17 protein-coding genes and 1 riboswitch are annotated in these 19758 nt (G+C 70.0%); of the genes, 13 read left to right on the top strand and 4 right to left on the bottom strand.

What is annotated here, in order from left to right; genetic code table 11:
* The 4 genes from LQ938_RS03935 (at position 1) to trpS (ending at position 4117) form a co-directional block, all read left to right on the top strand.
* Positions 1–780: a succinate dehydrogenase iron-sulfur subunit gene (locus tag LQ938_RS03935; protein WP_223721870.1), complete on the top strand. Its 780-nt coding sequence runs from the start codon at positions 1–3 to the stop codon at positions 778–780.
* Between the two features lie 62 nt (positions 781–842).
* Positions 843–2066 (top strand): YihY/virulence factor BrkB family protein, encoded by a 1224-nt coding sequence (locus LQ938_RS03930; protein WP_223721869.1) that lies wholly within the window; start codon positions 843–845, stop codon positions 2064–2066.
* Positions 2067–2136: 70 nt separating this feature from the next.
* Positions 2137–2985 (top strand): exodeoxyribonuclease III, encoded by an 849-nt coding sequence (locus LQ938_RS03925; protein WP_223721868.1) that lies wholly within the window; start codon positions 2137–2139, stop codon positions 2983–2985.
* 127 nt (positions 2986–3112) lie between these two features.
* Positions 3113–4117, top strand: a complete 1005-nt coding sequence (trpS, locus tag LQ938_RS03920) for a tryptophan--tRNA ligase (RefSeq protein ID WP_223721867.1) — start codon at positions 3113–3115, stop codon at positions 4115–4117.
* 41 nt (positions 4118–4158) lie between these two features.
* On the opposite strand, the gene LQ938_RS03915 is transcribed toward trpS, so the two are convergent.
* Both LQ938_RS03915 and LQ938_RS03910 read right to left on the bottom strand, forming a co-directional pair.
* Complete coding sequence (locus LQ938_RS03915; protein ID WP_223721866.1) at positions 4159–5046, bottom strand: endonuclease domain-containing protein; 888 nt, start codon at positions 5044–5046, stop codon at positions 4159–4161.
* A gap of 217 nt (positions 5047–5263) precedes the next feature.
* Entirely contained in the window at positions 5264–5998 is a 735-nt protein-coding gene (locus tag LQ938_RS03910; protein ID WP_223721865.1) for a FadR/GntR family transcriptional regulator, read from the bottom strand.
* Between the two features lie 121 nt (positions 5999–6119).
* On the opposite strand from LQ938_RS03910, the gene LQ938_RS03905 reads away from it, so the two are divergent.
* From LQ938_RS03905 to LQ938_RS03895, 3 genes are read left to right on the top strand one after another with little or no spacing between them, the layout of a single operon-like run.
* Positions 6120–7382 carry an alpha-hydroxy acid oxidase gene (locus LQ938_RS03905; RefSeq protein WP_223721864.1) on the top strand — a complete coding sequence of 421 codons (1263 nt, stop codon included), beginning with the start codon at positions 6120–6122 and terminating at the stop codon, positions 7380–7382.
* A gap of 49 nt (positions 7383–7431) precedes the next feature.
* Positions 7432–7998, top strand: coding sequence for a GNAT family N-acetyltransferase (locus LQ938_RS03900; RefSeq protein ID WP_223721863.1), 567 nt, complete (start codon positions 7432–7434; stop codon positions 7996–7998).
* A 38-nt stretch (positions 7999–8036) separates the two neighbouring features.
* A complete protein-coding gene (locus LQ938_RS03895) occupies positions 8037–8909 on the top strand; it encodes an Fpg/Nei family DNA glycosylase (RefSeq protein WP_223721862.1) in 873 nt (290 codons plus the stop codon).
* Between the two features lie 398 nt (positions 8910–9307).
* Here LQ938_RS03895 and glpK read toward each other — a convergent pair whose 3' ends face one another.
* Positions 9308–10837, bottom strand: coding sequence for a glycerol kinase GlpK (gene glpK, locus LQ938_RS03890; RefSeq protein WP_223721861.1), 1530 nt, complete (start codon positions 10835–10837; stop codon positions 9308–9310).
* A 70-nt stretch (positions 10838–10907) separates the two neighbouring features.
* Complete coding sequence (locus tag LQ938_RS03885; protein ID WP_223721860.1) at positions 10908–12680, bottom strand: glycerol-3-phosphate dehydrogenase/oxidase; 1773 nt, start codon at positions 12678–12680, stop codon at positions 10908–10910.
* Between the two features lie 98 nt (positions 12681–12778).
* Here LQ938_RS03885 and LQ938_RS03880 point away from each other — a divergent pair, with 98 nt between their 5' ends.
* The 6 genes from LQ938_RS03880 (at position 12779) to LQ938_RS03855 (ending at position 19721) form a co-directional block, all read left to right on the top strand.
* On the top strand, positions 12779–13735 hold the full coding sequence (locus tag LQ938_RS03880) for a sugar-binding transcriptional regulator (RefSeq protein ID WP_223721859.1): 957 nt from the start codon (positions 12779–12781) through the stop codon (positions 13733–13735).
* Between the two features lie 483 nt (positions 13736–14218).
* Positions 14219–14373, top strand: a riboswitch (FMN riboswitch).
* Positions 14374–14432: 59 nt separating this feature from the next.
* Positions 14433–15515 (top strand): bifunctional diaminohydroxyphosphoribosylaminopyrimidine deaminase/5-amino-6-(5-phosphoribosylamino)uracil reductase RibD, encoded by a 1083-nt coding sequence (gene ribD, locus LQ938_RS03875; RefSeq protein ID WP_223721858.1) that lies wholly within the window; start codon positions 14433–14435, stop codon positions 15513–15515.
* Positions 15515–16156: a riboflavin synthase gene (locus LQ938_RS03870; RefSeq protein WP_223721857.1), complete on the top strand. Its 642-nt coding sequence runs from the start codon at positions 15515–15517 to the stop codon at positions 16154–16156. The genes ribD and LQ938_RS03870 overlap by 1 nt, the downstream gene beginning before the upstream one ends.
* Positions 16153–17427, top strand: coding sequence for a GTP cyclohydrolase II (ribA, locus tag LQ938_RS03865; RefSeq protein ID WP_223721856.1), 1275 nt, complete (start codon positions 16153–16155; stop codon positions 17425–17427). Before LQ938_RS03870 ends, ribA begins: the two co-directional genes overlap by 4 nt.
* Complete coding sequence (gene ribH, locus LQ938_RS03860) at positions 17424–17897, top strand: 6,7-dimethyl-8-ribityllumazine synthase (protein ID WP_223721855.1); 474 nt, start codon at positions 17424–17426, stop codon at positions 17895–17897. Before ribA ends, ribH begins: the two co-directional genes overlap by 4 nt.
* A gap of 354 nt (positions 17898–18251) precedes the next feature.
* The gene (locus LQ938_RS03855; RefSeq protein ID WP_223721854.1) at positions 18252–19721 is read left to right on the top strand and encodes an MFS transporter; all 1470 of its coding nucleotides are present in this window, start codon (positions 18252–18254) and stop codon (positions 19719–19721) included.
* Positions 19722–19758: the final 37 nt, after the last annotated feature.

Below are 19758 nucleotides of genomic sequence, written 5' to 3'. Positions count from 1 at the left end.
ATGGCCGCCACTGCGATCGCCGAAACCACGGCACAGAGCACGGACGTGCAGGAGATCAACGACTCCGGCATTCAGGCGTTCCTCGTCACCTTCATCGTGCGCCGGTTCAACCCCGAGCTCGACGACGAACCGCGCTGGGTGGACTACGACGTCGAGGTCTTCTCGACCGATCGTGTGCTGGACGCCCTGCACAAGATCAAGTGGGAGGTCGACGGCACGCTCGCCTTCCGCCGCTCCTGCGCCCACGGTATCTGCGGCTCCGACGCGATGCGCATCAACGGCCGCAACCGCCTCGCGTGCAAGACCCTCATCAAGGACCTCGACATCTCGAAGCCCATCTACGTGGAAGCCATCAAGGGCCTTCCGCTGGAGAAGGACCTCATCGTCGACATGGACCCGTTCTTCGCGTCGTTCCGCGAGGTGCAGCCGTTCCTGATCTCGAAGTCGAAGCCCGAACCGGGCAAGGAGCGCGTGCAGACCATCGCCGAGCGCGAGCGGTTCGATGACACCACGAAGTGCATCCTGTGCGCGGCGTGCACCTCGTCCTGCCCCGTGTTCTGGACCGACGGCCAGTACTTCGGCCCGGCCGCGATCGTGAACGCGCACCGTTTCATCTTCGACTCCCGCGACGACGCCGGCGACGCGCGCCTCGACATCCTCAACGACAAGGAAGGCGTGTGGCGCTGCCGCACGACCTTCAACTGCACCGAGGCGTGCCCCCGCGGCATCCAGGTGACCCAGGCGATCGCCGAGGTCAAGCAGGCAGTCCTGCGCGGTTGAGTCACCGACGACGAGCGGGGGATGCGGCGAAAGCGGCATCCCCCGCTCGCTACTCTGTGAGCGTGAGTGACAGACCGAACCCGGATGCGGCGCACCCGCTGCCGGCGACCGATCCGTCGCTCCGTGAACGCTGGGACGCGCGTCAGGCGGAGCTCCGTGAGCGTTTCGATGAGCCGATCGAACGCGCGTCGCGTCTGACGCAGCGCACCCTCGCCTGGCTGCCGATCCGGGTCTGGCGCCACTTCCTCCAGCACAACGGTTTTCTCCTGGCGGCCGGGATCAGCTATCAGTCGCTGTTCACGATCTTCGCCGCGATCTATCTGGCGTTCGCGGTCGTGGGAGTCTGGCTCGGCGGCGACGCGCAGGCGGTCGGGCAGCTGATCGACCTCATCAACAGCTACATCCCGAACCTCATCAGCGAGCACGGGCTCGTGAAGCCGGGTCAGGTGCAGGAGATCGCCGACAGCTCGGCGAGCCTGCTCACCGTGACCGGCGGCATCGCGCTGATCGTCATCGTCTGGACGGCGATCGGGTTCGTGACCTACGCCCGCCGCGCGGTGCGCGACACCTTCGGGCTGCCGTACGACAGCCGCAGCTACGTGCTGCTGAAGGCACGCGATCTGATCGCCGCGCTCGCATTCGGCGTCGCGCTCGTCGCGGGCTCCGTTCTCGTGCAGATGACGACGTGGGCTCTCGATCTGGTCTTCTCCCTGTTCGGATGGACCTCGGACTCCACCGCCTCGAACATCTCGGTGCGCGTGCTGACGCTGGTCGTCGCTTTCGCGATCAACGCCCTGGCTCTCGCCCTCCTGTTCCGTTTCCTCACCGGGACGTCGCTCCGCTGGCGACGCATCTGGCCGGGTTCGCTGCTCGGCGGCGGTGCGCTGGCCCTGCTGCAGGTCGGCGCCGGACTCCTCCTCGTGTACACGCCGAGCAATCCGCTGCTCGCCACGTTCGCGATCTTCATCGGCTTCCTGCTGTGGTTCCGGATCAACGGCATTGTGATCCTGGTGGCCGCCGCCTGGATCGCGGTCGAGACGTCCGACCGCGACCTGCCACTTGTGCAGATCTCGCCCGAGGAGCGCGAGCGACGGGAACGCCACGCGCTCCGGATCGCCGCGGGCGTCCATCTCCGCGATGCTCGCGCGGAACTCGCGTCCGCGCCGTGGTGGCGCCGCCCCGCGGCACGGCGCGCCGTCCGCCGCGCGATCGCCGAGCTTCGGGCGCTCGATGCGCCGCCGCGTCCGGACGCCGATCAGCTGCGATTGCGGGACGTGCTGAGCTGACATCGGGGGCCGCGGGGGTCGTCTCGGGCGACGCGGGGCCGTGTCGGGGGCGGCGGATACGCTGGAGAGCGTGTCTCGAACGGTTCGCATCGCCTCTGTCAATGTCAACGGCATCCGTGCCGCCGTCCGGAACGGAATGGCCGGCTGGCTCGATTCCGCCGGAGTCGACGTCCTCACCCTGCAAGAGGTGCGCGCCGAGCGCGTCCACCTCGAGGATGCCCTTCCGGGATGGCACCTCGTGCACGACGAGTCGCTCACGAAGGGGCGTTCGGGCGTCGCCGTCGCGAGCCGACTGCCCATCGTCGACTCGCGCATCGACCTGGGCGATGACGACGTCGATTCGCGCGGCCGCTGGATCGAGGCGGACTTCGAAGTCGACGGCGAACGGCTCACCGTCGTCAGCGCCTACGTGCACTCGGGCGAAGTGGGTACCCCCCGCCAAGAGGCCAAGTACGGGTTCCTCGATGCGATGAGCGCGCGGCTGCCGCAGCTCTCCGACAGCGACGCGCTCGCCCTCGTCACGGGAGACCTGAACGTCGGCCACCGCGAACTCGACATCAAGAACTGGAAGGGCAACGTCAAGAAGGCAGGGTTCCTCCCCGCCGAGCGCGCCTACTTCGACCGGTTCCTGGGCGACGCCGGCGCATCCGTCACCGGAGTCGACGGCTCGGTCGGTCCGGGGATCGGCTGGGTCGACATCGGCCGACGCGCAGCCGGCGAGGTCGACGGCCCGTACACCTGGTGGTCGAACCGCGGCCAGGCGTTCGACAACGACACCGGATGGCGGATCGACTACCACCTGGCCTCCCCCGCCCTCGCTGCACGGGTCAGCGACTATCGGGTCGCTCGTGCCGCTGCCTACGCGGAGCGATGGAGTGACCACGCCCCGGTCATCGCGGACTACCGCATCGGGCGCTGACCGACCGCGCCGGGCGCCGGGTGGCGAGGCGCGGGTTCGGCGCGGGCGCGGGGCAGGCGCCGTGCGCGGGCGGGGTACCGCACGGCTCGGGGCGGGCGCCGCATCCGTCCCGCATAGAATCGACCGTGTGAGCAAAGCGCGCCTGTACTCCGGAATGCAGCCTTCCGCCGATTCCCTTCAGATCGGCAACTACATCGGTGCGCTGATGCAGTGGCGGGATCTCCAGGAGTCCTACGATGCGTTCTTCTCGGTCGTCGACCTGCACGCGCTGACCCAGCCGAACGACCCCGCAGAGCTTCGGGAGAAGACGCGCCGGACCGCCGCGCAGTACATCGCGGCGGGCATCGAGCCGGCGAAGTCGACGCTCTACGTGCAGTCGCACGTGCCCGCGCACGCGGAGCTTGCCTGGATCCTGTCGACGATCACGGGCTTCGGCGAGGCTGGGCGGATGACGCAGTTCAAAGACAAGTCGCAGCGGTACGGCACCGATGCCACGAACGTCGGCCTGTTCACCTACCCGGTGCTGATGGCCTCCGACATCCTGCTGTACCAGACCAACATCGTGCCCGTCGGCGACGATCAGAAGCAGCATGTCGAACTCACCCGCGACCTCGCCGAGCGCTTCAACTCGCGCTACGGGAAGACATTCGAGGTGCCGATGCCGGTGATCCAGCAGGACACCGCGCGCATCTACGACCTGCAGAACCCGACCGCGAAGATGTCGAAGTCCGCCGAGTCCGACGCGGGCGTTTTGTGGCTGCTCGACGACCCGGCCAAGAGCGCGAAGAAGATCATGCGCGCGGTGACGGATTCGGAGGGCGTGGTGCGATTCGACCGCGAGCTGAAGCCCGGCGTCTCGAACCTGCTCGTCATCTACGCGGCTCTCACGGGCCGGCAGATCCCCTCGATCGAGGACGAGTACGCGGGCCGCGGGTACGGCGACTTCAAGAAGGGTCTTGCCGAGGTGGTCGTGAACGAGTTCGGGCCGGTGCGCGAGCGCGCGCTCGGGTTGCTCGACGACCCGGCCGAGCTCGACCGTGTGCTGGCCGTGAACGCGGAGCGCGCCGCATCCGTCGCGAACAAGACTCTCGGCGACGTGTACGACCGGATCGGGCTGCTCCGCCGCAGCTGAGCACCGCTCGGGCGCCACCGCCGCCCGATAACTCCTCCAGATCACGCCGTTGCGGGTCGCAGAGCGGCCGTGCGGCCCGTTCTGGAGGAGTTTGCGCGGCGTCGACGCGGCGGACCCGCGGACAGCAGCCCGGCGATGGCCGCGCGAACGTCGGCGGGGTTCCCGAAGATGTCCTCCGCGATGGGGCGCAGGGTGACGTAGCCGCGCGCGGCCGACGCGCTGTCGCGGCGGCGGTCGTTGCGGTGCTGGGTCCAGTCGCTGTGGAACGCGCGACTGTCGCACTCGATGATGAGCCAGCCATCGACGAGCAGATCGACCCTGCCTACACCGGGAATCCACGCCTGTACGTCGACGCGAACCCCCATCGCTCGAAGCATCAACCGCACGAGCGTTTCGGGTCCGGATTCGCTCCGCGGGTCGAGGAGACGCCGGAGCGTCCGGAACCGACCCGGCAGCCGGGCGAACACCTCGTTGATCCCCGCCTCGTCGACGACCCCGAGATGCCACGCGCTATCGAGCGTGGCGACCGCCGCGCGCGGAGCGAGGCAGCGGCATGCCTGGGCCAACGCCTCGATCGGGTCGACGATCAGATCGGAGCTGGCGGTGGCCGTCGTCCGCCAGTGCGCGTGGACGTTCGTGCCCCGATGGGGAAGCCGGCTGGACCCACGCTCGATCTGGATGTGGAGGCGACCATCGTCGAGGACGAAGACCCCGAGAAGGCGCAGCAGCGACGTGCAATCGAGCCGCCCGCCGAGGCGGGCGGCATCGACGATCTCTGCGGGGAGGCTCGCATCGACATAGCGACCCCGCCGCACTCGCACCACCTCACCATCGCGACACAGCCGTGCAATCGACGAATCGGTGTAGCCGCCGGAACGGAGATCCGCCCGAGTCGAATACACGCACGGGGTGGCGAAGAACGCTGACATCCTCCCAGCGTGCGCAGTCCGGGCTGCTGCATCCCGCGCGAAGCGCCCTGTCGGCACAACTTCCGGGGTGACTCGCCCTGTGGAGGACGACTTCCGCCGCCGTGCCGCCGCCCTCGCGACGCCAACTCCTCCATTTCGGTGCGTTTACCCGGTCCGCGGGCCCGCGGTGTCGAGTATGGAGGAGTTAGCAGACTGCACTCGCCGTGCCGCAGATCTCTCAGGGAACGTGCGGGAGTTCCTGGCCGGCGAAGCGGATGTGCTCCTCCGCCAGTCGCGCAGCGGCGTCGGGATCACGCCGGCTGATCGCTTCGAACAGCTCGACGTGCTGCGCGTGCAGCCGGGCTGCGAGGCCCGACCAGTCCGCGTGGTCGGCGAGCGCGTCCAGGATGCGGGCGCTCAGCGACTCCCGGATGGCGACGGTCATCGAGGCCACCAGACGGTTCTCGCCCGCCTCGGCGATCGCGACGTGGAACGCCGTGTCGGCGTCGTTGAACTCGGCGAGCGACAGCCCGGGGACGGCGCCCCGGTCGAGGGCGGCCCGGATGGGGGCCAGGGCGGCCGCATCCGCGTTCCGCGCCGCGAACGACGCGGACGACCGCTCCAGCGTCACGCGCGCATCGACCACGTCGGCCAGCGGGTAGTTCGCGAGCGCGACGTGCAAGCGCAGGAAACGGGTGAGCGCGGCGTCGGGGAGTGCGGCGATGAACGTGCCGGCCTCGGCGCCGGAGCCGACCCTCGACCGCAGCACGCCCTGCCCTTCGAGCACGCGCACGGCTTCGCGAACTCCCGCGCGGCTCACTTCGAGCCGGGAGGCGAGTTCACGCTCGGGAGGCAGCGGATCACCGACCGTCAGTCCGCCGGTCATGATCTGGTCTTCGATCGCCTGAATCACGAGCTCGTGCGCGCGACTGCGCATGACGGGAGCCCAGGCCGGGTTGCGTACGTCGGTCACGTCGTCCTCCTCCGCGCGACGGCCCGGATTGACTCAGCCACGGCGCATCCCTACTCTAGCAGAGAGGTCTGACCACCTACCCGCGCGGTGCGCCGTGCAATCCCCCTCTCGAAGGACGCCAATGAGTGCCATCCGCCGGCAGCTGCCGAACCCCGCCGAACTCCTCGAACTGATGCAGTTCAAGAAGCCCGATCTGAACGGCAAGCGCCGTCGCCTCACCTCGGCGCTCACGATCGAGGATCTGCAGCGGATCGCCAAGCGCCGCACCCCGACCGCGGCCTTCGACTACACGGATGGCGCCGCCGACGGCGAGATCTCGCTCTCGCGTGCCCGCCAGGCTTTCCAGGACATCGAGTTCCACCCGTCGATCCTGCGCGACGTGTCGCACGTCGACACCTCCACGACCGTCTTCGGCGGCCCGTCCGCGCTGCCGTTCGGAATCGCGCCGACCGGCTTCACGCGCCTCATGCAGACCGAGGGCGAGATCGCCGGTGCGGGGGCGGCCGGTGCGGCCGGCATCCCCTTCACCCTGTCGACGCTCGGCACGACCTCGATCGAAGACGTGAAGGCCGCGAATCCCGCGGGCCGCAACTGGTTCCAGCTGTACGTGATGCGCCAGCGCGAGATCTCGTACGCGCTAGTCGAGCGCGCCGCGAAGGCGGGATTCGACACGCTGTTCTTCACCGTCGACACCCCGGTCGCCGGTGCACGGCTGCGCGACAAGCGCAACGGGTTCTCGATCCCGCCGCAGCTGAGCGTCGGCACCATCCTCGACGCGCTCCCCCGCCCCTGGTGGTGGATCGACTTCCTCACGACCCCGAAGCTCGAGTTCGCGTCGCTGTCGACGACGGGCGGCACGGTCGGCGAGTTGCTCGACTCCGCCATGGACCCCTCGATCTCGTTCGAGGATCTCGACATCATCCGCTCGATGTGGCCGGGCAAGATCGTCGTGAAGGGCGTGCAGAACGTCGAGGATTCCCGGAAACTCGTCGATCTCGGCGTCGACGGCATCGTGCTCTCGAACCACGGCGGACGCCAGCTCGACCGCGCGCCCGTGCCGTTCCACCTGCTGCCGGAGGTCGTCCGCGAGGTCGGAGCAGACACCGAGATCACGATCGACACGGGCATCATGAACGGCGCCGACATCGTGGCATCCATCGCCATGGGGGCGAAGTTCACCCTCATCGGCCGCGCCTACCTTTACGGCCTGATGGCCGGCGGACGCGAGGGCGTGGACCGCACGATCGAGATCCTCACCGAGCAGATCGTTCGCACGATGAAGCTGCTGCAGGTGTCGGAACTGGCCGAACTCACGCCGTCACACGTCACGCAGTTGCAGCGCCTCGCGCCGCGCACGATGTCGGGAAGCCCGATCACGGTCTGATCTGCTACGGGGCCGGATGCGGAGCGCGCCCGGCCGGTAGGGTGCCGGAATGGAACCGGTCACGCTCCGCACCGCCCGTCTCGAGCTGTTCGCGCCGACGATCGACGACGTCGACGCGATCCATGCGGCGTGCCAGGATGCGGAGATCCAGCGCTACACGACCGTGCCCTCGCCGTACCCGCGCTCACTGGCCGAGGCGTTCGTCGACCGGGTCGCGGCGGAGTGGGCGGTCGGTGTGCATTTCACCTGGGGCGTCCACCGCGACGGTGCCCTGGTCGGCACGATCGGCATCTACCGCGTCGACGGGACGGGTGCCGGCGAGCTCGGCTACTGGACGGCCCCGGCGGCGCGAGGCGACGGCGTCGTGCGGGAGGCGGCGCGTGCGGTGATCGACTGGGGGTTCTCTCCCGACGGACTCCGCCTCGCCCGGATCGAATGGCGGGCCGTCGTCGGCAACATCGGTTCGGCCCGCGCCGCGCGGGCTCTCGGGTTCCGGTACGAGGGGATGTCGCGTTCGGTCCTGCGCAACGGAACGGGCGTCCGGAGCGACGGCTGGATCGCCGGCCTCCTCGCGGACGATGACCGCACGCCGCAGTCGTGGCCGGTCCTCGACTGAGTCGGGCCGGTGTCGGCGGCACGTGACAGGATGACTCCATGCCGGAGATGCCGGAGGTCGAAGGTCTCGTCGCGTTCCTGAACGGCCGCCTCCCCGGGCGGCAGATCACGAAGGCGCAGATCGTCGCGATCTCGGCTCTGAAGACCTACGACCCCCCGATCGAGAGCCTCATCGGTGCGACGGTGCGGGCGGTGCAGCGTCACGGCAAGTTCCTCGACGTCGACGTGTTCGGGGTGGACGCTGACGCGCATCTCGTGTTCCACCTGGCGAAGGCGGGGTGGTTGCGCTGGTACGACACGATGCCGGCGACCGTCGTGAAGCCCGGTCGAACACCGATCGCGCTGCGCGTGGGGTTCGACGACGGCTCCGGTTTCGATCTCACCGAGGCCGGCACCAAGAAGTCGCTCGCGGTGTACGTGGCGCGCTCCCCCGCGGATGTGCCGGGAATCGCGCGGCTGGGACCCGATCCGCTGGCGCCCGGTTTCACGCGCGACACGCTCGCGGGCCTGCTTGCCGGGCGGCGCACGCAGATCAAGGGCGTCCTCCGCGATCAGTCGATCGTCGCGGGCATCGGCAACGCCTACTCCGACGAGATCCTGCACGTCGCGCGGCTGTCTCCGTACGCGCTGGCCGCGACGCTCTCGAACGGCGACATCGACACGCTGTACGCGGCGACCGTCGAGACGCTGACGGATGCGGTGGCGACCGCATCCGGAAAACCTCCGGCCGACCTCAAGGACGCCAAGCGCCGCGGGATGCGCGTGCACGGGCGGCGCGGTGAGGCGTGCCCGGTGTGCGGCGACGTGGTGCGTTCGGTCTTCTTCGCCGACAATTCGCTCGAGTACTGCGCGACCTGCCAGACCGGGGGCAAGATCCTGGCGGATCGCCGCCTCTCGCGGCTCCTCAAGTAACGCCGCCCGGCCCGCGCCCTGCCGCATCCCGGCACCGCGAACCTGGAGGTCCCCGGCGGCGCTGGCATCGGGACTGGCAGGAGGCCGCCACAGAAAATCCGGACATCCGGCAGCCACCGCATCCGCCGCGCTATCCGGCACCGCACAGCGGGAAGTCCCCGGCGGCGCTGGCATCGGGACTGGCGGGAGTCCGCCGCAGGCGATCCGGACATCCGGCAGCCACCGCATCCCTCGCCCTATCCGGCACCGCGAAGCGGGAGGTCCCCGGCGGCGCTGGCATCGGGACTGGCGGGAGGCCGCCGCAGGCGGCCGGGGGCATGCGGCGCCGGGGACCTCCCGCGCAGCGAAGCGCGACTACCAGCACCAGCGTTGCGAAGCGCCAGCACCAGCCCCGCCCCTCAGCCGGTCGTGCCCATGAGGATGCGGGCATCGTCGTCGACCCAGTCGAAGGATCGGCGGACGGCTTTTCGCCACATCCGGATGCGGCGGTCCCGTTCTTCGCCGTCCATCTGCGGCTCCCACCGTTCGCCCTCGCGCCAGTGGCTGCGGAGTTCGTCCAGGTCGGTCCAGACTCCGGTGGCGAGGCCTGCGGCATAGGCCGCGCCGAGCGCGGTGGTCTCGATGACCTCGGGGCGCACGACGGGGACGCCCAGGATGTCGGCCTGGAACTGCATGAGCAGGCCGTTCTTGGTCATTCCGCCGTCGACGCGGAGTTCTTCGAGGGCGTGGCCGGTGTCGGCCTCGACCGCGCCGATCACGTCGAGCGTCTGGAATGCGGTGGCCTCGAGAGCGGCGCGAGCGATGTGCGCACGGTTGACGTAGCGGGTGAGCCCGACGAGTGCGCCGCGCGCATCCGGGCGCCAGTACGGCGCGAACAGTCCGGAGAATGCGGGCACGAAGTAGGCGCCGCCGTTGTCGGGGACGGATGCGGCGAGCCGCTCGATCTCGTTGGATTCGCTGAACATGCCGAGGTTGTCGCGGAGCCACTGCACGAGCGACCCGGTGACGGCGATGGATCCTTCCATGGCGTACTGCGCCGGCTCGTCGCCGATCCGGTACGCGACGGTGGTGATCAGGCCGTGCGGCGAGCGGACGATGCGTTCGCCCGTGCCGACGAGGAGGAAGTTGCCGGTGCCGTAGGTGTTCTTCGATTCGCCCGGAAGGAAGGCGGCCTGACCGAACGTCGCGGCCTGCTGGTCGCCCAGGATGCCGGCAATCGGGGTTCCGCGAAGCGCCGCCACCGCGGAGATCTCCCCGACGACGGCCGAGGACGACACGATCTCCGGAAGCATCGTCCGCGGGATGCCGAACACATCGAGCATGCGCTCGGACCAATCGAGCGCTTCGAGGTCCATGAGGAGCGTGCGGCTGGCGTTGGTGACGTCGGTCAGGTGCCGGTCGCCGTTCGTGAGCTTCCAGACGAGCCAGCTGTCGGCGGTGCCGAACAGGAGGTGTCCGGCGTCCGCATCCGCGCGCGCACCGGGCACCTGGTCGAGGATCCAAGCGACCTTGGATGCAGAGAAGTAGGTGGCGAGCGGCAGGCCGGTGATGTCGGCGAAGCGGTCGTAGTCCGCGTGCGCGTCGACGAGGCGGTCGATCGCCGGCTGCGTGCGCGTGTCCTGCCAGACGATCGCGTTGTGGACGGGTTCACCGGTGCGGCGGTCCCACACGATGGCGGTTTCGCGCTGGTTCGTGATTCCGAGGGCCGCGATCTCGTCCGATCCCAGGCCCGACTCGGCGAGCGCGGTCTCGAGCACCCAGACCGCGTTGGTCCAGATCTCGTTCGCATCGTGCTCGACCCAGCCGGCGCGCGGCATGATCTGCGCGTGCTCGCGCTGCGCGCTCGCCACGATGCGACCGGCCGCGTCGAAGACGATCGCTCGGGTGGAAGTGGTGCCCTGGTCGAGGGCGATCACATGGTCGGCCACGTCGCCGTTTCCTCTCCGGGCGCGCCGGTGCGCGACCCGTGCTCGATTATGCCGTGCGGGGTGCGGTCGCTCAGGACTCGGCGTGCGCCGTGCCCGCGTCCGCGGATGCGGGCTCCGCATCCGTTTCGTCGGAGCGTGCCGACACCGGATGCGGCTCCGCCCGGCGTACCGCGGCGATCCCGGCCTGCACCTCGTGCGCCACGCGCGGGGCGTCCCAGCCCAGCGCCGGTGCCACCGCATCCGCGATCTGCGCAGCGGCGGCGACGGCCTCGCCCGTGAACGCGAGGCTCGTCCGACGAAGAAGCAGGTCGGCGAGGTGCACGACGTTCTCGGCGCGGGCGAGGTGGCGCAGTTCGGCGGTCGAGTAGTTCGGTGCGGCCGAGAGGGGTGCGTCGTCCGCATCCGCCACGATCGCGGTGATCACCTCGGTCGCGCGCGTTCCGTACCGGTCCAGCAGCACGGCAACACGCTCGGCCGGAAGACCCTGGGCGTTGTCGTTCACCCAACGTGCGCGCCGGCGATCGGTCGTCGGGTAGCCGATGCCACCGCCGATCTGCACACCGGCGGTGCTCTGCCGACGGTCGGCGCCGAGGGCCTCGAGCACGCGGTCGGAGAGGTTCTCGGCGAGCGCGCGGAACGTCGTCCACTTGCCTCCGACGAGGCTGAGTACGGGCACGCGGCCATCCGAACCCGTGAGCGGGGAGGACTCGATCCGGTAGTCGCGCGACACGAACCCGGGGGCGAGATCGCCGTGACCCGGGAGCGGACGCACACCCGAGAACCTGTAGACGATCTGCTCGCGGTCCACCTCGATGCGAGGGAAGACGTGGCCGATCAGCTCGAAGAAGTAGTCGACTTCGGCGTCGGTGCAGATGATCTCGTCACGCATGTCGTGCTCGAGGTCGGTCGTGCCCACCAGCACCCGGCCTTTCAGCGGGTAGATGAGCACGATGCGGCCGTCGCTGTGCTCGAAGAAGATCTCCCGCCCGCCGGTCGCTGCGAGCAGCGCCGGGTTGTCGAGCACGATGTGCGACCCCTTCGTGCCGCCCATGTAGTGGGTCGGCGCGCCGAGATCCGCGTTCGTGAGGTCGGTCCACGGGCCCGACGCGTTCACGACGACGGATGCGGTGAACTCGACCTGCGCGCCGGTCTCCGCATCCTGCAGCAGCACCGCCCCGTCCCGCGCTTCGACCGCGGCGACGTAGTTCGCCGCGCGAGCGCGGTCACGGCCGGCGGTGATCCCGTCCTGCAGCACGTCGAGCGCGAGCCGCTCGGGATCGTGCAGCGAGGCGTCCCAGTACGAAGCGGTGTAGCGCGTGGACGGGTTCAACTCGGGAAGGATGCGGCGGGACTGCGTGCGCCCGTGAAACGCGTGCCGCGCGACCTGTCCGCCGCCGCGAGAGAAGGAGTCGTAGATGACGAGCCCGATCTTGATGAGCACCGCACCGCGCTCCTTCGGGCGTCCGGCGCCGTGGCGCAGGAATCGGAACGGGGCGGAGAGGACGCCCGAGAACGTCGACGAGATCGGGATCGTCGTCTGCAGAGGGCGCACGTAGTGCGGCGCGATCTGCAGCAGACCGTTGCGTTCGACGACCGCTTCGTGCACGAGACGGAACTCGCCGTTCTCGAGGTACCGGATGCCGCCGTGGATCATGTGGGAGCTGGCCGCAGACGCACCGCTGACGAAATCGTCGCGTTCGACGAGGGCGACGTCGATCCCCTGCATCGCCAGGTCGCGGAAGGTCGCGAGACCGTTGATACCGCCGCCGACGATCAGCACCTCGGCGTGGGGACGATCGACCAACTGCTGCCAGGACCGTCGAGGGGCCGCATCCGTCGTCATGATTCCTCCGCATCGCGGCGTCGGGCGCGCCACTGCACCCATCGTGCCAGCCGCACACATCGTTGCAGTCGCGATGCACGAACGTGCAGACTGGATCGATGTCCGATGAACTCCGCCGCCATGACGAGCGCGCTCTCGCGGCCGCGACCGCGCATTACCTGCACGGCGAGACGATGGAATCGATCGGCGCGCGCCTGGGGATGTCGAGGTCGACGGTGTCACGCCTGCTCAAGCATGCCCGCGAGACGGGGCTCGTCGAGATCCGCGTGCGCTCACCGCGCGATGCCCCCGAAGGCCTCGCCGACACGCTGCGCCTCCGGTACGGCGTCACCACGCACACGGCCCTCGTGCGGGAGGACGCGAGCGAGGTGGAGCGGCTCGACATCGTCGCCGCCACCGCGGCCGACGTGCTGGCCACGCACATCGGGTCGCACATGACCGTCGGGCTCGCCTGGGGGGCGACGATCGCTGCGGTGAGCCGTCGACTCGTCCCGAAGCCGACGACCGGCACGCGCTTCGTGCAGCTCAACGGTTCGGGCAACACGCGCACGACGGGGCTCGGCTACGCGAGCGAGCTGCTCCGCCGGTTCGGGCGCGCTTTCACTGCGCAGGTGCAGCAGTTCCCGGTTCCCGCGTTCTTCGACGACCCCGCGACCAAGACCGCGCTCTGGCGCGAGCGCAGCATGCACCGGATCCTCGACGCACAGGCATCCATGGACGCCGTCGTCTTCTCGGTCGGCGCGAGCGGATCGTCGGTGCCGAGCCACGTGTACGCGGGCGGCTATCTCGAACCCGCCGACCTCGCCGAGCTCGACCGGGAACGCGTCGTCGGCGACGTCGCGACCGTGTTCTATCGAGCCGATGGCTCGAGCGCCGACATCGCGCTGAACGCTCGCGCCTCCGGCCCGGCCCTCGCCGATCTCGCGCGAGTGCCCCGGCGCATCTGCATCGTCTCGGGCGACGGCAAGCTCGACAGCGTGCGGGGCGCGCTCGCGGCGGGCCTGGTGACCGATCTCGTGATCGACGAACCCTCCGCGCGGGCTCTCGCCGGGTAGCGTCGCGACGCCGTCGGGGCACGCACCCGCGATAACTCCTCCACATCGGGCCCCGGGCAGTGCCCCGACCGCCCGGCACCCACGATCTGGAGGAGTTATGCGCGCGGCACCCGGCTGCGGCGGCGCGCGTGCGCGACTGCAGGAGCAACGAGTGCAGCCCCGCCCGAAGGGCGCGGGGCGGGCCGAATCTCGCCCGTCGCGCACGTGCACCCGCGATAACTCCTCCACATCGGGCCCCGGCAGCGCCCCGACCGGCCGACACCCACGACTTGGAGGAGTTGCGCGCGCGCGGCCCCGGCGCCCCCGCGGTCGGCACCGCGCACCTACGGCCGCTGCCGGCCCCCGGCGGCCGGCGCCCCCGCCCACTACCCCGGAGCCTGCGCCCCTCCCCGAGCCCCCGCACGCGGGCACCGGGACGCGCGTTCTGTGACCGCGCGAGGCGGGGAATGATTCCGCGTCCGAGGGGTTGAGTACACTCGGAGCAAACGTGCTCCGGGGTCGGTGTGAATCCGAACCGGCGGTAACAGTCCGCGAGCGTTTCCCCCCTTCAGGGCGGGGAAAGGTTGATCCGGTGTAATTCCGGAACCGACGGTGATGCGACATTCATGTCGCTAGTCCGGATGGGAGGCAGCACGCGTGACCGCCGTAGGCGGCGCGCGCCGTTCGCCGACCGCGGAGCCTGCGAGCGGAGAAACGAATGACGGTCAGCGACACCGAACGCCGTGCCATGGCGCACGCGCTCGAGATCGCCCGGCGCGGCCCGACGGGTGTCAACCCGCAGGTGGGCGCCGTGATTCTGGGGCCGGATGGCGACGTCCTCGCCGAGGGGTGGCACCACGGCGCCGGCACCCCGCACGCGGAGGTCGACGCGCTCTCGCATCTCGCCCCGGGCGCGGCCCGCGGGGCCACCGCGGTCGTCACGCTGGAACCCTGCAACCACACGGGACGCACGGGCCCCTGCGCCGTCGCGCTCCTCGAGGCGGGCATCGCGCGCGTCGTGTACGCCCTGCCCGACCCCACGCCGGTCGCCAGCGGCGGCGCGGATCGCCTGCGCGCGGGCGGCGTCTCGGTCGAGTCCGGCGTGCTGGCCGATGACGCCCGCGACCTGCTGTCGTCCTGGACCACGATGCAGATGCTCGGCCGCCCGCACGTGACCGTCAAATGGGCGCAGAGCCTCGACGGACGCGCGGCCGCCGCGGACGGCACCAGCCAGTGGATCACCGGCCCCGACGCCCGGGCCGACGTGCACCGTCGCCGTGCGGATGCGGATGCGATCGTGGTGGGTACCGGAACGGTGCTCGCCGATGACCCGGCGCTCACCGCCCGCCGGCCCGACGGCTCACTATACGAGCACCAGCCGCTCCCCGTCGTGCTGGGCGACCGCGCCGTGCCGGACGACGCGGCGCTGCGGCAGCATCCGCGGGGCTTCCTGCACCGCTCCGGCGCGAACCTCTTCGGCGAGCACGCGGGCGATGAGGCCTCGGACTCGCTCCTGATCGAGCTGCGCGAACTCGGGGTGCAGCGTGTCTTCGTCGAGGGCGGCCCCACCATCGCGAGCGCCTTCATCCGGGCGGGACTCGCCGACGAGATCCTCGCCTATGTCGCCCCCACTCTGATCGGTTACGGCCCCGACGGGACCGACCATCCGGCGGTGCGGATGCTGGGTGTCGACACGATCGACCAGCAGCATCGCCTGCAGATGACCGATCTCCACCGCCTCGGCGACGACCTTCTGATCATCGCGCGCCCCGCATCCACCCCGCTCGAAGGAGTTCGCTGATGTTCACCGGAATCATCGAAGAGATCGGTACGGTCACCGCCGTCGAGCCGTCGGGTGACGGCGTGCGTCTGACCGTGCAGGCTCCGCTGGCCGTGTCCGACGCGGGTCACGGCGACTCCATCGCTGTCTCCGGCGTGTGCTTGACCGTCATCGATCAGGGCCCGGACTGGTTCACGGCCGACGTGATGCGCCAGACGCTCGATATGACCTCCGTCGCGGGTGTCGCCGGCGGCACGCGCGTCAACATCGAACGGGCCACCGGGGTGCACGCCCGCCTCGGCGGACACATCGTGCAGGGCCACGTCGACGGGACGGGCCGCGTGCTCGAGATCCGCCCCGGCGCGCAGTGGCAGGTCATCCGCGTCAGCGTGCCCGCCGAGCTCGCCCCTCTCGTCGTCGACAAGGGGTCGATTGCTCTCGACGGCGTATCGCTCACGGTGAGCGCGGTGAGCGATGCGGATGCCGCCGAGCAGTGGCTCGAAGTGTCCCTCATCCCCGAAACGCTCGCGGCGACGACCCTCGGCGCCCGCGTGGAGGGCGACGCCGTCAACCTCGAGACCGACATCCTCGCGCGCCACGTGCAGCGCCTTCTCGCTTTCTCCCCCGCTCCCCGCATCCCCCTCGAAGGAGGCTCACGATGAGCCTTTCCCCCATCCCCGTCGCCCTCGACGCGCTCCGCGCCGGCAACCCCGTCATCGTCGCCGACGACGAGAATCGCGAGAACGAGGGAGACGTCATCCTCTCCGCTCAGCTCGCGACTCCCGAGTGGATCGCCTGGACGGTGCGCCACTCGAGCGGGTTCATCTGCGCGCCGATGCCCGCCGAATGGGCGGACCGGCTCGACCTCCCCCCGATGGTCGAGGTCAACCAGGACGCCCGCGGCACCGCCTACACCGTCAGCGTCGATGCCTCCTCCGGTGTCACCACGGGCATCAGCGCCGCCGATCGGGCACGCACGCTGAACGTGCTGGCCGACACCGCATCCGTGCCGACGAGTCTCATCCGCCCCGGCCACGTGCTGCCGCTCCGCGCGGTGGAGGGCGGTGTCCGCGAACGCAGCGGCCACACCGAAGCCGCCGTCGATCTCATGCGCCTCGCCGGCCTCGAGCCCGTCGGTGCGATCGCCGAGATCGTCGCCGAGGACGGCAGCATGATGCGTCTTCCCGGCCTGATCGAGCTCGGCGCCCGCGACGACATCCCGGTCATCACGATCGAGCAACTGATCGCCTACCTGCAGGAGACCGAGCCGATCGACGCCGTGGTGGCGGCCTCGCACCGACGGCGCGTGAGCCTGCGCGCCGAGGCGACCGTGCCGACCTCGCACGGCGAGTTCCGCTTCCTCGCGTACAAGGACCGGATCACCGGCACCGACCACATCGCGGTCGTCTCCGGCGAGCTCGACGACGCTCCGCTGGTGCGGGTGCACTCGGAGTGCTTGACGGGTGAAGCGTTCGGCTCCCTCAAGTGCGAGTGCGGACCGCAGCTCGACGCCGCTCTGGATCGCATCGATCGCGACGGCGGCATCGTCGTCTACATGCGCGGTCACGAGGGCCGCGGGATCGGCCTCATCAACAAGCTGCGGGCGTACAGCCTGCAGGAGCGCGGCTTCGACACCGTCGACGCGAACCTCGCGCTGGGCCTGCCGGCCGATGCCCGCGACTACGCCGCGGCCGCGGGGATCCTCGCGGACCTCGGCGTCGAACGGGTGCGCCTGCTGACGAACAACACCGACAAGGTCAACCAGCTCGTCGCCCTGGGGCTCGACGTCGTCGAGCAGGTTCCGCTGCTGGTCGGCGTCGGACCGAACAACCACCAGTACCTCGCGACCAAGCGCGACCGGATGGGGCACATCATCCCGGATGCCGACCTCACCGATGCCCTGGAACAGATGAAAGAGAGCACAGGCCAATGAGCGGACACGGAGCACCCCGGACCGAGATCGTCGACGCGAGCGGACTGCGCGTCGTCGTCGTCGCGGGCACCTGGCACGACGTCATCACCGACGGCCTGATCGCGGGCGCGGAGCGGGTGCTGACCGCATCCGGAGCCGAGTACCGCGTCGTGCGCGTACCCGGATCGTTCGAGCTGCCGGTCGCCGCCAAGGCGGCCTTAGAGGCGGGCGCGGATGCGGTCGTCGCCCTCGGCGTGATCATCCGCGGCGGGACCCCGCACTTCGAGTTCGTGTCGTCGGCCGCGACCGACGGACTGACCCGGGTGGCTCTCGACACGGGCAAACCGGTCGGCTTCGGCGTGCTCACGCTCGACACCGAGCAGCAGGGCATCGACCGGGCCGGGCTTCCCGGCTCGACGGAGGACAAGGGCGAGGAAGCCGCGGACGCCGCCGTCCGCACGGCGTTGCTGCTGCGCGAGCTGCGCGGCTGAGGCGGCGACCCCCGGCGGTCGACACCACGGCCGCGCCGCGCCGCGGGCGGTCCGGGGCGGCGCTGGCATCGGGTCTGGCGGGAGGCCGCCGCAGGCGGCCGGGGGCATGCGCCGCCCCGGACCTTCCGCGGAGCCGCCATACCCCGCCGCCGATGCCGACCAGGCGGGCGGCATCGCGGCAGCGCCGCCGATCTCGCCGACGAGAGGCGTAGAATCGAGGATCGTGCCTCGGCGACTCGTCGGCGCACACGGTGATCTGGCTTCCACCCGGCGCACACCCCGCGCCGCGGCTCGCCCACCTCGACGCATCGCAGAACGAACGTCTCTCCGCCGCATCTTCGACAGGGCTTCTTCGTGACCACCTCTGCACCCCCCACCTCGACCGCACCCGCCAACCCGCGCTCTCGCGTCATCACCGCGAGCCTCATCGGCACGACGATCGAGTTCTACGACTTCTACGCGTACGCCACGGCGGCCGTGCTCGTGTTCCCGATTCTGTTCTTCCCGACGGGCAACGACACCACCGCGCTGCTGCTCTCGTTCAGCGTCTTCGGCGCGGCGATGATCGCGCGCCCCATCGGCGCAGTCGTCTTCGGGCACTTCGGCGACCGGTTCGGCCGCAAGGCGACCCTCGTCGCGTCGCTGCTCACGATGGGTGTCGCGACCTTCCTCATCGGCTGCCTCCCCACTTTCAACGAGATCGGCGTCTGGGCCGCGGTGCTGCTGCTGGTCATGCGGCTCGCGCAGGGCTTCGCGCTCGGCGGCGAGTGGTCCGGTGCCACGCTGGTCGCGACCGAGAACGCGCCGAAGGGAAAGCGCGCCTGGTACGGCACGTTCCCCCAGCTCGGCGCCCCTATCGGCTTCATCATCGCCAACACGGTCTTCCTGATCATCAACTTCGCGCTCCCCCACCCCGACGGCACCGCGCAGCGATCCGCGGAGTTCCTGGCGTGGGGATGGCGCGTGCCGTTCCTCTTCTCGGCCGTCATGGTCATCGTCGGCCTCTGGGTGCGTCTGCGTCTGGTCGAGTCCGAGTCGTTCGTGAAGGCCGAGGAGAAGGGAGCGATCCGCAAGTTCCCGCTCGGCGTCGTGATCCGCCGGCACTGGAAGTCGCTCATTCTCGGCACGTTCATCATGCTGGCGACCTACGTGCTCTTCTACCTGATGACGAACTTCACGCTCTCGTACGGCACGAAGTCCGGCGACCTGAGCGCCGCATCCGCCACCGCCCAGGCAGCCGCGGAAGCCGCCGGCAAGCCGTTCGACCCGACGGCGTTCGCCGCGCAGTTCTACCCCGGTCTCGGCTTCGGCTACACCGACTTCGTGATCATGCAGATCATCGGTGTGATCTTCTTCGGTGTCTTCACGCTGCTGTCGGGACCGATCGCCGACGCGATCGGCCGCCGGCGCTTGCTGCTGTGGGTCACCGGACTGATCATCGTGTTCGGTCTCACCTTCTCGGTGTTCCTGCTGCCGCACTCCGACCCGAAGTTCACCGGTGCGCTCACGCAGGCGTTCCTCGTTCTCGGCTTCATGCTCATGGGCGCGACGTTCGGTCCGATGGGGGCGTTGCTGCCCGAACTCTTCCCGACGAACGTGCGGTACACGGGTTCGGCGATCTCCTACAACGTCTCGTCGATCCTCGGTGCGGCCGTCGCTCCGATCATCGCGCTGTGGCTGTGGGAACTCGGCGACGGCAACCCGTGGCTCGTCGGCATCTACCTCTCGACCATGGGCGTGCTCACCTTCATCGCCCTGCTGCTGTCGAAGGAGACGAAAGACATCGACTACGACGAGAACATCGGCGTGACCGCCGCACGTTAGACCGCGATGTGGATCGGCCGGCCGATGCCGGCCGGCC

It is taken from the genome of Microbacterium sp. cx-55 (assembly GCF_021117345.1).
Taxonomy (GTDB): domain Bacteria; phylum Actinomycetota; class Actinomycetes; order Actinomycetales; family Microbacteriaceae; genus Microbacterium.
This window is presented reverse-complemented; position numbering and strand designations above follow the sequence as displayed.